The organism is Rhodococcus sp. 06-156-4 (assembly GCF_002259345.1).
Lineage (GTDB): Bacteria > Actinomycetota > Actinomycetes > Mycobacteriales > Mycobacteriaceae > Rhodococcoides > Rhodococcoides fascians_E.
Genome location: NZ_NPGB01000036.1, coordinates 317,298 through 329,921, shown reverse-complemented (window position 1 = coordinate 329,921; position 12,624 = coordinate 317,298). Strand labels below are relative to the sequence as shown.

Genomic DNA, 12,624 nt, shown 5'->3' with positions numbered 1-12,624 from the left:
CGGATGCGGTGTGCTGTTGTCTCGCAGGCGAAATGCCAATCTTAAGGCGACGTAAGGTTTCGGCACTTTCCCTTCCCCTGTGCTTGTGATGGCAGCCACAGTGGCTCCAGGAACTTCTTCAGGTCACAAGAAAGGTCGCCGCATCATGGCCACACAGCCATCCGAACAACCGGCCCACTCTCGCAACAAAGTCGTCGGCAACGTCATCCGTGGCTGCGTCGGCAACCTCGTCGAGTGGTACGACTGGTTCGTCTACGCAGCATTCAGCGTGTTCTTCGCTCCTGCGTTCTTCCCCAGCGAGGATCCGACTGCGCAGCTCCTGAGCACGGCCGTCGTCTTTGCCGTCGGTTTCCTGATGCGGCCGCTGGGCGGGTACATCCTGGGACGGTATGCCGACAGGTACGGACGCAAGAATGCGTTGACGTTGTCTGTGTGCATGATGGCTGCCGGATCCCTGCTCATCGCAGTTGCACCCAGCTACGCGACGATCGGGCTCGCCGCACCCGTCATTCTCGTCGTCGCGCGACTCGTCCAAGGACTGTCGGTCGGCGGCGAGTTCGGTTCCAGTTCGGCGTATCTCTCCGAGGTCGCTACACCTGCGCGCCGTGGTTTCTTCTCGAGTTTCCAGTACGTCTCGATCATCCTGGGTCAGCTCACGGCACTCTTCATTCAGATCGTCCTGCTGCAGGTGCTGACGCGTGAGCAGATGATGGCCTGGGGCTGGCGAATCCCGTTCGTCATCGGTGCAGTCGCCGCGATCGTGGTCATGTTCATTCGCCGCGGTATGGAGGAGTCCGATCAGTACATCGAGGAGAAGGCACGGGCGGCGGCATCGGGAACCAAACCCGAAGGCTCGCTGCGGACCCTGTTCAAGTACCCCAAGCAACTGACACTCGTGTTCGGCCTGACCATCGGCGGTACCATCGCGTTCTACACCTTCACGACGTACCTGCAGAAGTACATGATCAACACATCCGGAATAGACGCCAAGACGGTTGCGTGGATCAACTTCATTGCTCTGTTCTGCTACATGTGCATGCAGCCCTTGGTCGGCGCGTTGTCCGACAGGATCGGTCGACGTAAGGTCATGATCGCGTTCGGTGTCGGCGGAACATTCCTCACCGTTCCGATTCTCACGGCGCTCGGCGCCACCACCAATCCGGTCACCGCCTTCTTGCTGATGATGTGCGGCCTGACGATCGTGACCTTCTACAGCGCACTGAGTGCAATCGTGAAGGCCGAAATGTTCCCGACCAAGGTCCGTGCACTCGGCGTCGGACTGCCGCATGCCTTGACTGCGGCCGTGTTCGGCGGCACCGCGGAACCGATTGCGCTCGGACTGAAGCAGGCTGGGTTCGAAAGTGCCTACTTCTACTACGTGTCCGCGTGCGCGGCGTTGACTCTCGTGGCGGCTCTGATCATGAAGGAGACACGGGGTAGTTCGACCCTCGACCCCGATGGCATCGCATCCAGTGAAGCCGTCGGTGACGTGCAGACCTCCACGCAGCAGAGCGGCGTCGAATCCGACGGTCGGTCGGCGGCGGGCAGCGTATCGTCACCGAGGAGCTGAACAAGGTGCCGACAGTTCCCTGATCGGGACCCTGCCGCCGACCGTTGTCACGGTCGGCGGCAGTCGGCATTCGCGACGTATCGGCCTCGCCGGTAATGGAATGCAGGAGCGCGAGTGAACATCGCATTGGTGGAGGACGACGAGTCGGTGGCCGCGGCCGTCGCCGCAGGACTTCGCAGATTCGGCCACCGAGTGGCAATTTTCGGTCGCGGTAGCGACCTGTTGCTGGACCACAAGAACGCGGACTTCGTGATCCTCGATCTCGGACTGCCCGATCAGGACGGGATGGAGGTGCTGCGTCAGCTTCGAACGGTCACGTCCATGCCCGTCATCGTCCTCACTGCTCGCGGCGACGAGCGCAGCGTCGTACGCGGACTGCGTCTCGGGGCGGACGACTACCTCGTGAAGCCCGCCCGGCTGGCGGAGTTGGTCGCGCGCATCGACGTGATTCATCGTCGGAGCGCGAGGGACCGGGATACGGCAGCCGACACCGTGACCAGCGGCGACATCGTCGTCGACCTCACCACTCGGCTCGTCGAGGTAGGGGGTGAACCGATCGCTCTGACTGCCAAGGAATTCGCAATCGTAGCGTTACTCGTCGAGTCTCCGGGGGCAGCGGTCAGCCGGGAAGAGATCCTCGACAAGGTGTGGGGGGACGCGTTCGCGACGGTGAGTCGGTCCTTGGACGTCCATGTAGCGGGCGTGCGGGCCAAGTTGAACAGGCCCGGCACCATCTCGACCATCCGCGGGTTCGGCTACCGGTGGAACGATCCGAGTGCACACTGATGCGCACTCGTCTGGTTCTGGTTCTCGTCGTCCTCGGGACGATCGCACTGACCGCTTTCGCGGTGCCCCTCGCGCTGACCGTCTCCGAATCGCGAACGCGTGCGTTCGTCGCGATACGTGACAGCGATGTACAACGATTCTCCGTGATCGCCGAGGACTACGTCACCACCGGAGAACTGACCGCACTGCAACTGGAAGCAGACAGTTACGAGGCCGTGTACGGCGATCCCGTGCTGGTGGTCTCCACGCGAGGGATCGACGACTACTCCGCGGGAATGAATGTGGACGGACGAGTGCAGGACGCGATCGCGCGCGGACTGCGCAACGAGCGGAGCACCGACGTCGATCGACTGACGCCTCTCGGTTCGGACCCGGTGTTGTTCGTTCGGCCGATCGGCACTGGTGCCCAGGTCAACGGTGCCGTCGTCATCGAAGCGTCGACGCTCGACGCCAGAGGCGACATTCTGCGCGGATGGCTTGTCATTGCCGGGGGATTCGCACTGGCGATGGCGATGTTCGTGGGGTTGTCGCTGGCCGTCGGGAGGTGGGTGCTCTCGCCACTGTCGTCACTGGCGTCGTCGATGGAAGACTTCGAGACTCGACTTCCGTTCAGGCGCGGCGACGTCCCGTCGCCTCGGAGCGACCGAACTCACCCTGTCGACGCCGCCGGTGGTCCGCCGGAGATCCGTAGTCTGGCAAGAACGTTCGGCAGTCTGATGGATTCCGTCGTCGGTGCGGTCGATTCGCAGGAGCGGTTGATCGCCGAGACGGCGCACCAGCTACGAAACCCACTCACTGCGTTGCAGTTCCGGATCGACATGCTTGCTGTCGATGCGCCGGAGCGGCTCCGCGACGACGTGCAGATCGTCGCGGCAGAAGCCGAACGTCTGCATGTCATCCTGGACGAGCTTCTCAGCTATGCATCCGCGCAAACGCCGGTCTTGCACGGCGGGGGAGTGGCCGAGGACTGTGGCGCGCACGCAGTGTTGCTCGATCGAGTCGATTTCTGGTCGTCGGTGGTGCGTGAGCGCGGTGCGCTGATCGAGGTCGGTTCCGATCTCGATCACGAGACCAGGGTACGTATCCGGGAGTCGGATCTGACTCAGATTCTGGACGTATTGTTCGACAACGCAACGAAACACGCTGGTGAAGGCGTAAGAATAGTGGCAGGAATCGAGGCGGCGCCGCCGGTACTCGAATCGGGTGATCGCGACCGGGATCGAGTCCTCGTGACCGTCGAGGACACAGGTGTCGGTGTCGACACCGCTGCGCTCGGTTCGCTCACGGACCCGTTCGTGACAACCGGAAACGGTGCAGGACTCGGCTTGTCGATCGTCGCCGCATTGGTTCGACGGGCCAACGGGGAGCTGGAGTTCGACCGGAGCCTCCTCGGCGGCCTTCGAGTGACAGTTGTCCTCCCTCGGTCTCCACGAGCCACGAGAACATCCGCGATCCACGGTGCCGAGTACATCGGCGCGCCCGCCCAGGATCCGGAATCAGGCGGTGCGCCATGATGAATCGACGAGAATTCCTGCTCGCCGCGACCTGCGCGGGCCTGTCGGTGCCGCTCCTGTCATGCACCGCCGAACCGAAAGTCGTCCAGCTCGCGTCGGGCGAACCGGGTGGGTTCCAGGCTGCGTTCGCCGATCTTCTCGCCGCCTCCACCGCGCGTAACGGCGCTGCGGTCACGATCCAGGTGCAGAACACCAACGGCTCGGTCAGAAATTTGGAGATGCTGGCCGACGGTGGGACCGATCTCGGCCTGAGCCTGGCGGATGCAGCAGCAGACGCCGCGACCAGAATGTCGTCGCTGCGGGCGATCGGGCGGGTGTACGCCAACTACGTGCAACTCGCGGTTGCAGCGGACAGCGGACTGCGGTCGTTCGACGACCTGCGCGGTAAGCCGGTGAGTCTGGGAGCGAAGGGCTCCGGGACCGAAGCCACAGGTCTACGGTTACTCGCTGCGATCGGTCTGGCGCCGGAGGACGTGATCCTGACACCCGTATCTCTCACGACCGTTCTCGATTCGTTGGCCGACGGAACGGTGGCGGCCGCGATGTGGGCCGGTGGCGTTCCGACGCCGGCCGCCATCCCGCGGCCCGGTTACGGACCGCCGGCGGGAATTCGATTGATCGATCTCGGACGCGCAGTGCGCCCTCTACGCGAGCGGTACGGCCCGACGTACGAACCTGTGTCACTCGCTCCTGGCCTGTACGGCGCAGACAACCCCGAGACGCCGACGATCGGCATTCCGAGTCTGCTGGTGACGACGTCGGCGCTCGCGGACGAAGTGGCGTCGGCGATCGTCGACACCCTGATCGGTCAGGCCTCGGCCCTGATTCCGGAAGGTACTGCCGGAGCACAGTTCCTGGACGGTCAGTCCCTGATTCAGACCTACGGAGTCCCGTTGCATCCGGGAGCGCGAGCAGCGTTCCAGCGGCAGCATGGATAGGGATCGCTGATTACCAAGGCCAATCGCAAGGATCGATGGTTCGGTACTGTTCAATCAGTTGATGTGACCCAGGTTTCTAACCGTCGGCCAACGTAATGGTCGTCACCAAACACGACAACAACACCTGGAACATGTGGGTGGCGATCGTCTTCGGCGCAGTGGGCTACCTGTTGCGTACGTGGGGAATTCCGGCGGGCTCGCTTGTGCTTGCCGTCATCGGCGGTCTTCTGGAGACCTCGGTACGCCAATCGTTGATTCTGTCCGACAGTGCTGTGGATCACGTAGGGCCAGCACGCCTAATGCAACCACACCAGTCGTTGTCGCAGATCCAGATCACGATGACCCGCACCGTGGAAGAGGTGCTCACCTGTAGAACATGAGGTTGACAATTAAATATATTGAGCGCAAAATGGCCGTACAAATAGGTCCGGCCGAGTGCGTCTCGGTTCTCGATTCGGAAGCAGTGATGATGAGCCTCAAACTGAACGACGAAGAAGCCTTCCTGGTGAAAACCGTCCGCGAATTCGTGGACCGTGAGGTCAAGCCCACGGTGCAGGACGTCGAGCATGCGAACGAGTACCCGGAGAAGTGGATCGAGCAGATGAAGCAGATCGGGATCTATGGTCTGGCTGTTCCGGAAGAGTACGGCGGATCGCCCGTCACGATGCCGTGCTACGTCCACGTGACCGAGGAACTGGCGCGTGGCTGGATGAGTCTCGCCGGCGCAATGGGTGGACATACCGTGGTGGCAAAACTCATTTCGATGTACGGAACCGAGGAGCAGAAGCAGAAGTATCTGCCCAGGATGGCCACGGGTGAAGTCAGAGCCACCATGGCATTGACCGAGCCGGGCGGGGGATCGGATCTTCAGGCCATGTCCACCAGCGCCAAGTCCGACGGGGCCGACCTCGTCATCAACGGGTCGAAGACGTGGATCAGCAATGCCCGCCGCTCCGGCGTGATCGCCCTTCTGTGCAAGACCGATCCGTCCGCAACGCCGAGACACAAGGGAATTTCGATCGTGCTGGTCGAGCACGGGCCGGGCCTGACGGTCTCGCGGGACCTCCCGAAGCTCGGATACAAGGGTGTCGAGACCTGTGAGCTGTCGTTCGACAACTACCGGATATCGTCCGACGCAATCCTCGGCGGGGTGCCCGGCGCCGGCTTCGGGCAGATGATGAAGGGCTTGGAAACCGGCCGGATTCAAGTTGCATGTCGTGCGCTCGGCGTCGCGGCTGCGGCGTTGGAGGATTCGCTTGCCTACGCGCAGCAGCGCGAGAGCTTCGGCAAGCCCATCTGGAAGCACCAATCCGTCGGAAACTACCTGGCGAACATGGCCACCAAGCTCACCGCAGCCCGTCAGCTCACACTGCACGCCGCCGAGAAGTTCGACAGCGGCGAACGCTGCGACATGGAAGCCGGAATGGCCAAGTTGTTCGCCTCCGAGGTTGCCATGGAAATCGCTCTCGACGCGGTTCGCATCCACGGTGGGTACGGTTACTCGACCGAGTACGACGTGGAGCGCTACTTCCGTGACGCGCCTCTGATGATCGTCGGCGAGGGCACCAACGAGATCCAGCGCAACGTCATCGCAAGTCAACTCGTGTCGCGAGGAAAGCTGTAGCGCTGCCGCGGCGTTAGTATCTGTCGGTCATGACTGAAACCGAACGGCCGTCCGAACCCGTCTATCGCACTGTCGCGAACAAACTGCGCAGCGAAATCGCGGCGGGTGCATACAAGGACGGCCTTCGGCTTCCCACCGAGGCGGAATTGGCGGCCGAGCACGGAGCGAGTCGTCAGACGATCCGTCGGGCATTTCACGATCTCGTTGCCGAGGGAATCGTCCACCGTGTACCCGGCCGCGGGACGTTCGCAACCGAGCAGACCGGCAGATACCTCAGGCAACTCGGATCGATCGAGGATCTGATGAACCTGTCGTCGGACACCACGATGCACATCGTCAGCCCGCTGCGTCGGCAAGCGAACATCGAGGCCGCGAGCAGACTGCGTCTCGATACCGATCTGGTGTACGGCGTCACCTTTCGCCGTGAGCACGACGGCGTGCCGTTCGCCCACACCAGGGTTTTTCTTCCGGAAACCGTTGCCAGGCATGTGCTCGATGCCCCCGAGTTGGCCGAAGGGGCATCGAGCACATACACATTGATCGGGTTGCTGGAGCCCCACCTCGATTCGCCGATCACTCGAGCGGACCAATCGATCACCGTCGCGCCGGCGACCGCTGACGTCGCCGACGTTCTGCGCTGTGAAGCCGGGCATCCCATGCTTCGAGTGGATCGCCTGTACTCCAACGACAGGGACGAACTCTGCGAGCTGGCGTCGAGTTACTTTCTGCCCGAGCATTACACGTACCGCATCACACTGCGGCGCTGACGAGCAACGCTGGACTCGAGGCGTCGTACGCTAGCTCGACGCGGCGACCGCGAATGTGTACGGCCGCTTGACGTAGCGTCGTTCCCGTTCCGACAGTCCACCCCACACGCCGTGGGCCTCCTGCGTCAGAACGGCTTCCGCGCGGCAACGCATCAAGACGGGACAGTCTCCGCAGATGCGCTTGGCCATTATTTCGCGACGATCGCGGGCGGAAGGGCTCTCGTTCTCGGGAGGGAAGAAGACGTCCGTGTCGTACCCGTCGCATCGCGCGAAGCGTTGCCATGCAAGACCGGGACTCGGGCTGGGCAGACGGTCGCGCCATGCCGTCAGGCGCGGGTTCTGGGGCGACATGAATCTCCTGCCGGTGTAACGACCAAGACGGGGGAGCGAGCAAGTGGGCGAGCTCGGCAACCCGATCATTACACCACCGACATGTGTGCCGTTCAAGTCATGGCCGTACATTATCTGTTCGACGCTTGCATCGCGGAACGCGACGCGACGCATGTGTGTGTGTAGTGATATTGGTTGTGTCAAAGGGATTTCGGTCGATTCTCCACAGTCAGATGGCTACGACTGTTGACGATGCACCAAAGCGCATGACAATATGGCCGTACGTTTGAAAGGCGGCGTAACCATGACAGGTTCGGCATCCCTCCCCCTCGCCGGAATCACGGTGGTCAGCATCGAGCAAGCTGTTGCTGCACCGTTCGCGACACGACAGCTCGCCGACCTGGGTGCCCGGGTCATCAAGATCGAGCGACCGGACGGCGGAGATTTCGCTCGGCGATACGACCAGTCCGTGAACGGCGAGGCGAGCTACTTCGTGTGGCTCAACCGTTCCAAGGAATCCTTGACCGTCGATCTGAAGTCGGAGGACGGGCGAGCGGTCCTCGAGCAGCTCTTGGGCACGGCCGACGTGTTCGTGCAGAACTTGGCGCCGGGGGCCGCCGCTCGTATGGACCTCGACGCGGAGTCCTTGCAGAAGCGCTTCCCTCGTTTGATCCCCTGCGATGTATCCGGTTACGGCAACACCGGGCCGTGGTCCGAGCGCAAGGCGTACGACATGCTTGTCCAAGGTGAGTCCGGACTGATGTCCTTGACCGGTCCGAACGACGTGCCGTCGAAGGTCGGCCTGTCCATCGCAGACATCTCGGCCGGAATGTACGCCTACAGCGGCATACTGACGGCTCTGTTCACCCGAGCCACGACCGGCGTGGTGCATGCGGTGGAAGTTGCCCTGTTCGAGGCGCTGGGAGAATGGATGGGCTCACCCGCTTACTACACCGAGTACGGAGGAAAGCAACCCGGGCGAGTCGGCGCGGAGCATGCGACGATCGTCCCCTACGGACCTTTCCCGACGTCCGACGGCACTGTGCTGCTGTCGATTCAGAACGAACGGGAGTGGCTGGGGTTCTGCACCGACGTACTGCAGGACGCGTCGTTGGCGACGGATCCGCGGTTCGTGAACAACACTGCGCGCGTAGCCCATCGCGCAGAATGCAATGCGCTGATCTCGGCCCGTACCGATACGATGCCGACGTCGACCGTTCTGGAATTGTTGGACAAGGTCGGTATCGCCAACGGCAGGCTGGCCGAGGTTGCAGACTTCTTGTCGCATCCGTCGTTGGCGGGCCGTGAAAGATGGCGCGAAGTCGATACACCCGGCGGAAAGGTCCGAGCTCTGTTGCCACCGGCCAATCTGAGCGGAGTGGAACCGCGTTTCGATCCGGTCCCGGCGTTGGGTGCGCACACCGATTCGATCCTCGCCGAACTCGGAATTCGATCGGAAGACGCCCAGAGTTCCCGGGGCGTTCCCGAACACTGAATCTCGGATCCGACGAGCGGCTGCAGGTATGGCACTGTCGCGAGAATTCACTGCCGGTCGATGTGGCGGATACCTGCTTTCGCTTCGTACAGCGCGATGTCCGCTCGGGTGAGCAGGTCTTCGAGAGTGGAGAGGCCGGTGTTGCGGGCGATGCCGATGCTCAGTTCGATGTTGATGGTGCACTTCATGAGCTGAATCGGTGCCCGCGCTGCGATGCGAAGGCAGTCCGCGATGTCGGCCGGGTCGACGTGGCTGCCGAGTTCCGTGTCCGGGAACAAAGCGGCGACGAATTCGTCGCCGCCTATTCGGCCCAGGACGATGTCGGTGCCACACTGCTCGGAGAGTCGGGCGGCGGTGATCCGTAGCACCTGGTCGCCGATGAGGTGGCCGTGTGTGTCGTTGATCGTCTTGAAGTCGTCGACGTCGATGAACAGGACGGCTGCGGGGGCGCCGATCTCGGTGCTGATGCGATCGATCCGCTCGAACAGTGCGGCCCTGTTGAGGACACCGGTGAGGTCGTCCAGTCGAGACGCGCTCAGCAACTCTCGGTAAGCGCCGAGCAGGTGGTCCATCGTGACGGTCACGGCGGTGATGTCCCGGAAGCTGACGGCGACGACTCCGTCGACGTAATTGGCCGTGACCTCCATGATCGTGCCGGGAATGAAGAGCGAGGGCACTTCGATCCTGATTTCTCCTCGTGTTCGGACTGCGTCACGGTGAAGGTCGTCGAAGTACGAGCCCTTCGTGGTGGGGAGTGCCTCGTGGAGATGTCGGCCGAGCAACTCGGACCGATGGGCACCGAGGTGGTGCTCTGTCTGCGCGTTCACGTACCGGATGATCAGGTCGGTGTCGAAGATGGCGAAACCGAGGGACACACTGTCCAACGCGGCGCTGAGCTGGTGGGTGGGTTCGTGCGGGTGAACTCTCGACACCACGCCGGTCAGGACCTCCGGAGTGCCGTCGGGGGTGTACTCGATGGACACGCTGCGGGTCAGGACGTGCCCGATACTTCCGTCAGGCAGAACGATCCGGTAGATGCACTCGGCACCGATGTTCTCGCTGGCGTCGCCGTACAGATCGACCAGTAATTGGGCATCGTCGGGGTGCACCCGATCGCGCCAGATGTCGATCGGGGGCCGAGGATCGGCTCCCGCAGCGAAGATGTCGGTGGCACGGGCGTCCCATTCGAGGAGTCCGTCCGCGATCCGAAAACGAGTGATCCCGATCGAGGCGGTGTGGGCATCGATGTCGGATACGCGCGGCCCCAGGCCAGTGAATTCTCGACGTGACTCGGCCACGATGCGTACCCTCCTTCACTTCACCGACCCGGTACGAAGTCTGCACCACACCTGCCCTCTCGCACGGCGAAACAAGCGCACGAAGCGCCCGACGTCGACGGCCACGGTGTGGTTACCGGTGCGTGCCTGGGCGCGGATTACGATGAGGATCGGATCAAAGCATGGTGGGAGGTGATCGGACGTGGCCGAGGCAAGGCACGAGTTCGTTGCTCGGCAACTCCGTTCGGCCATCACCAACGGTGAATACGCTGTCGGAGATTCCTTGCCGAGCGAGAGTGCACTGTGCGCCCAGTACGAGGTCTCACGAGGCCCGGTCCGTCAGGCACTGGCGTCGTTGTCGGCCGAAGGCCTCGTGCAACTGTCGCAAGGTCGCCCCGCAGTGGTGCGGAGCAACGATGCGGCGCAGACCCTGGACACCTTCACCCCGTTCTCCCAATGGGCCAGGAGAACGGGGCGCGAGGCGGGAAGCAAAACCCTGGAAGTGTCGCGTCGTCGGGCATCTCCATCGGCCGTCACGGCGCTCGGAATCGAGCCCGACGATTTCGTCGTCGAGGTGGTGCGTGTTCGGTACCTGGACGGCGAACCGACGATGATCGAGAGAAGCGTCTTCGTCGACGCCGTCGGCTCACTGCTGTTCGAATTCGAGACCGACTCGGGCTCGATCACCGATTACCTCACCGGTCGGGGAGTGCGTTTCGAGTCGATGTCACATGTGCTCGACGCTGTCTCGGCCGATTCGGTCGATGCCGACAGCCTCGGGATCGCCGAGGGTAGTCCGTTGCTCCGAGAGCGTCGGACCTCGCGTGACCAGTACGGGATCGCGTTCGAATACGCGGACGATCGCTATCGGTCGGATCAAGTGGTATTCAGCATCGTCAACTCACGGACCGTCGACCCGCGGATGATCGCTCCCGACAACTCCGGTAGCTGACCGAGCCGCTCAGTCGGCGGCAGGCATGCGATTCCAGTGCGGCAGCAGGAGCAGCATCGCCAGGAACGCTGCGCCGGCGAAGCCGTAGAACAGTGTTGTCGTGTCGAGGTAGCCGGGCAGGAGCCCACCGAAGATCGCACCGATGGATCCACAACCGTTGACGATGCCTGCGGCTGCTCCAGCATGTTTCGAAGTTCCGAAATCCACCGCGGACACACACGAGATCATGGCGTCGGCACCGTAGATGGTCAACCCGATGACTGCGAGAACGGCCACCATGATCCAGACGTTCCCCGCTGCGGTCAGTGGTGTGAACAGTGCCAGGACCATTGTCAGGGCAACGAGACTCAGTACGCACGCAGGTATACGTCGTGCTTTGAACACCTTGTCGGAGATCCTGCCGATCAGAATGGGCGCGAGCACGCCTGCGATGCCGAATGCGATGGGTACGGTGATGGCGACGAAGTTGTCCGCACCCTGCAGCCGTTCGGCGACGATGACCGGACCCCACAACAGGATTGCGTAGCGAGCGGGTTTGAGCAGGAAGTAGGCCGCGCCGAGCGTCATCACCATACGGTCCTTGATCACCACGGCGAAGGTTTCACGAACGGACCGGGTCGGTTCGGCAACAGCGGATTCGGGCTCGAGTGGGGCAATGTCCGCACTGGGGTGATAGTCCTCGATCGGTGGCAGCCCCACATCTGTCGGACTGTTTCGTTGGAACACCAACACGAGAACGAAGACCGCGGCCACGATAAGCGCACCTGTCGTGAACGCCGCCCGCCAGCTGTCGAAGAGACTGTATGCGAACCACCCCAGCACGGGCGCGGCGACGAGGCCACCGAATGCGTAGTTGGTACTCCACAAGCCCAGGACGCGGCCGCGTTCGGAGATGGAGAAGAACTGCGACATGTTCTTCAAGGTTCCTGACCATCCCGTGGATTGCGACAGGCCTTGAATGATCATGAGCGGCAGCAGAAACACAAGCGCGGGAAGCAGTCCCATGAACAAAGTCGCGACAGCGGAGATGGCCAGACCTCCGAGGACGACAATCCTCGGCCCGTACCGGTCGGAGACCGATCCCCACAAGAATTGGCCGGCCGCGTACGCAGCCAGGTAGACAGCGTCGAGATTGGCCAGGGTGGACTTGGTGAGAGTCACGGACAGCACGGGGTCTTCGAGAATCCCCAGTTTGGCAACGGAGAACGCCTGTCTGGTGAAGTAGAAACCGGCGTAGGCAATCCAGGTGATCGCAAAGATCTGGAACCGCCAACGTTCGTAACGGGCGATCTTCTCGTGGGTCGAGCTCAGGGCTTTCGTCATCGTGTGCACCTTGGTTCGGACGTGCGAGAGCTCTCGCAGCGTCGTGCG

The 12,624-nt window shown here is 62.5% G+C and carries 12 protein-coding genes; 9 read left to right on the top strand and 3 right to left on the bottom strand.

Translation table 11 applies throughout. From position 1 onward, the window contains the following. Positions 1-145: 145 nt before the first annotated feature. The 7 genes from CH290_RS26215 (at position 146) to CH290_RS26185 (ending at position 7,199) form a co-directional block, all read left to right on the top strand. Positions 146-1,570: an MFS transporter gene (locus CH290_RS26215; protein WP_080748760.1), complete on the top strand. Its 1,425-nt coding sequence runs from the start codon at positions 146-148 to the stop codon at positions 1,568-1,570. 114 nt (positions 1,571-1,684) lie between these two features. Then, the gene (locus tag CH290_RS26210) at positions 1,685-2,356 is read left to right on the top strand and encodes a response regulator transcription factor (protein ID WP_033189829.1); all 672 of its coding nucleotides are present in this window, start codon (positions 1,685-1,687) and stop codon (positions 2,354-2,356) included. Further along, positions 2,356-3,870: a sensor histidine kinase gene (locus CH290_RS26205; protein ID WP_052083205.1), complete on the top strand. Its 1,515-nt coding sequence runs from the start codon at positions 2,356-2,358 to the stop codon at positions 3,868-3,870. Before CH290_RS26210 ends, CH290_RS26205 begins: the two co-directional genes overlap by 1 nt. After that, the gene (locus CH290_RS26200) at positions 3,867-4,808 is read left to right on the top strand and encodes a TAXI family TRAP transporter solute-binding subunit (protein ID WP_033189830.1); all 942 of its coding nucleotides are present in this window, start codon (positions 3,867-3,869) and stop codon (positions 4,806-4,808) included. The genes CH290_RS26205 and CH290_RS26200 overlap by 4 nt, the downstream gene beginning before the upstream one ends. A 95-nt stretch (positions 4,809-4,903) precedes the next feature. Next, positions 4,904-5,188: a hypothetical protein gene (locus CH290_RS26195; protein WP_033189831.1), complete on the top strand. Its 285-nt coding sequence runs from the start codon at positions 4,904-4,906 to the stop codon at positions 5,186-5,188. Between the two features lie 89 nt (positions 5,189-5,277). After that, entirely contained in the window at positions 5,278-6,432 is a 1,155-nt protein-coding gene (locus tag CH290_RS26190; RefSeq protein ID WP_033189980.1) for an acyl-CoA dehydrogenase family protein, read from the top strand. Between the two features lie 29 nt (positions 6,433-6,461). Beyond that, complete coding sequence (locus CH290_RS26185; protein ID WP_033189832.1) at positions 6,462-7,199, top strand: GntR family transcriptional regulator; 738 nt, start codon at positions 6,462-6,464, stop codon at positions 7,197-7,199. A gap of 30 nt (positions 7,200-7,229) precedes the next feature. Here the strand turns inward: CH290_RS26185 and CH290_RS26180 are convergent, their stop codons facing one another. Beyond that, entirely contained in the window at positions 7,230-7,550 is a 321-nt protein-coding gene (locus tag CH290_RS26180) for a WhiB family transcriptional regulator (RefSeq protein ID WP_094620708.1), read from the bottom strand. A gap of 283 nt (positions 7,551-7,833) precedes the next feature. On the opposite strand from CH290_RS26180, the gene CH290_RS26175 reads away from it, so the two are divergent. Further along, complete coding sequence (locus CH290_RS26175) at positions 7,834-9,024, top strand: CaiB/BaiF CoA transferase family protein (RefSeq protein WP_033189982.1); 1,191 nt, start codon at positions 7,834-7,836, stop codon at positions 9,022-9,024. A gap of 47 nt (positions 9,025-9,071) precedes the next feature. On the opposite strand, the gene CH290_RS26170 is transcribed toward CH290_RS26175, so the two are convergent. Beyond that, entirely contained in the window at positions 9,072-10,322 is a 1,251-nt protein-coding gene (locus CH290_RS26170; protein ID WP_019663395.1) for a GGDEF domain-containing protein, read from the bottom strand. Between the two features lie 181 nt (positions 10,323-10,503). Between CH290_RS26170 and CH290_RS26165 the strand changes: the two genes are divergently transcribed. Continuing rightward, a complete protein-coding gene (locus tag CH290_RS26165) occupies positions 10,504-11,253 on the top strand; it encodes a GntR family transcriptional regulator (protein WP_019663396.1) in 750 nt (249 codons plus the stop codon). Positions 11,254-11,262: 9 nt separating this feature from the next. Here CH290_RS26165 and CH290_RS26160 read toward each other — a convergent pair whose 3' ends face one another. Continuing rightward, positions 11,263-12,576 carry an MFS transporter gene (locus CH290_RS26160; protein WP_033189833.1) on the bottom strand — a complete coding sequence of 438 codons (1,314 nt, stop codon included), beginning with the start codon at positions 12,574-12,576 and terminating at the stop codon, positions 11,263-11,265. Positions 12,577-12,624 lie beyond the last annotated feature (48 nt).

What these genes read in the sequence shown, in the direction of transcription:
- CH290_RS26200 (WP_033189830.1), top strand. Translation starts at nt 3,867, where the DNA reads ATGATGAATCGACGAGAATTCCTGCTCGCCGCGACCTGCGCGGGCCTG.
- CH290_RS26180 (WP_094620708.1), bottom strand. Translation starts at nt 7,550, where the DNA reads ATGTCGCCCCAGAACCCGCGCCTGACGGCATGGCGCGACCGTCTGCCC.
- CH290_RS26215 (WP_080748760.1), top strand. Translation starts at nt 146, where the DNA reads ATGGCCACACAGCCATCCGAACAACCGGCCCACTCTCGCAACAAAGTC.
- CH290_RS26205 (WP_052083205.1), top strand. Translation starts at nt 2,356, where the DNA reads ATGCGCACTCGTCTGGTTCTGGTTCTCGTCGTCCTCGGGACGATCGCA.
- CH290_RS26160 (WP_033189833.1), bottom strand. Translation starts at nt 12,576, where the DNA reads ATGACGAAAGCCCTGAGCTCGACCCACGAGAAGATCGCCCGTTACGAA.
- CH290_RS26185 (WP_033189832.1), top strand. Translation starts at nt 6,462, where the DNA reads ATGACTGAAACCGAACGGCCGTCCGAACCCGTCTATCGCACTGTCGCG.
- CH290_RS26190 (WP_033189980.1), top strand. Translation starts at nt 5,278, where the DNA reads ATGAGCCTCAAACTGAACGACGAAGAAGCCTTCCTGGTGAAAACCGTC.
- CH290_RS26195 (WP_033189831.1), top strand. Translation starts at nt 4,904, where the DNA reads ATGGTCGTCACCAAACACGACAACAACACCTGGAACATGTGGGTGGCG.
- CH290_RS26175 (WP_033189982.1), top strand. Translation starts at nt 7,834, where the DNA reads ATGACAGGTTCGGCATCCCTCCCCCTCGCCGGAATCACGGTGGTCAGC.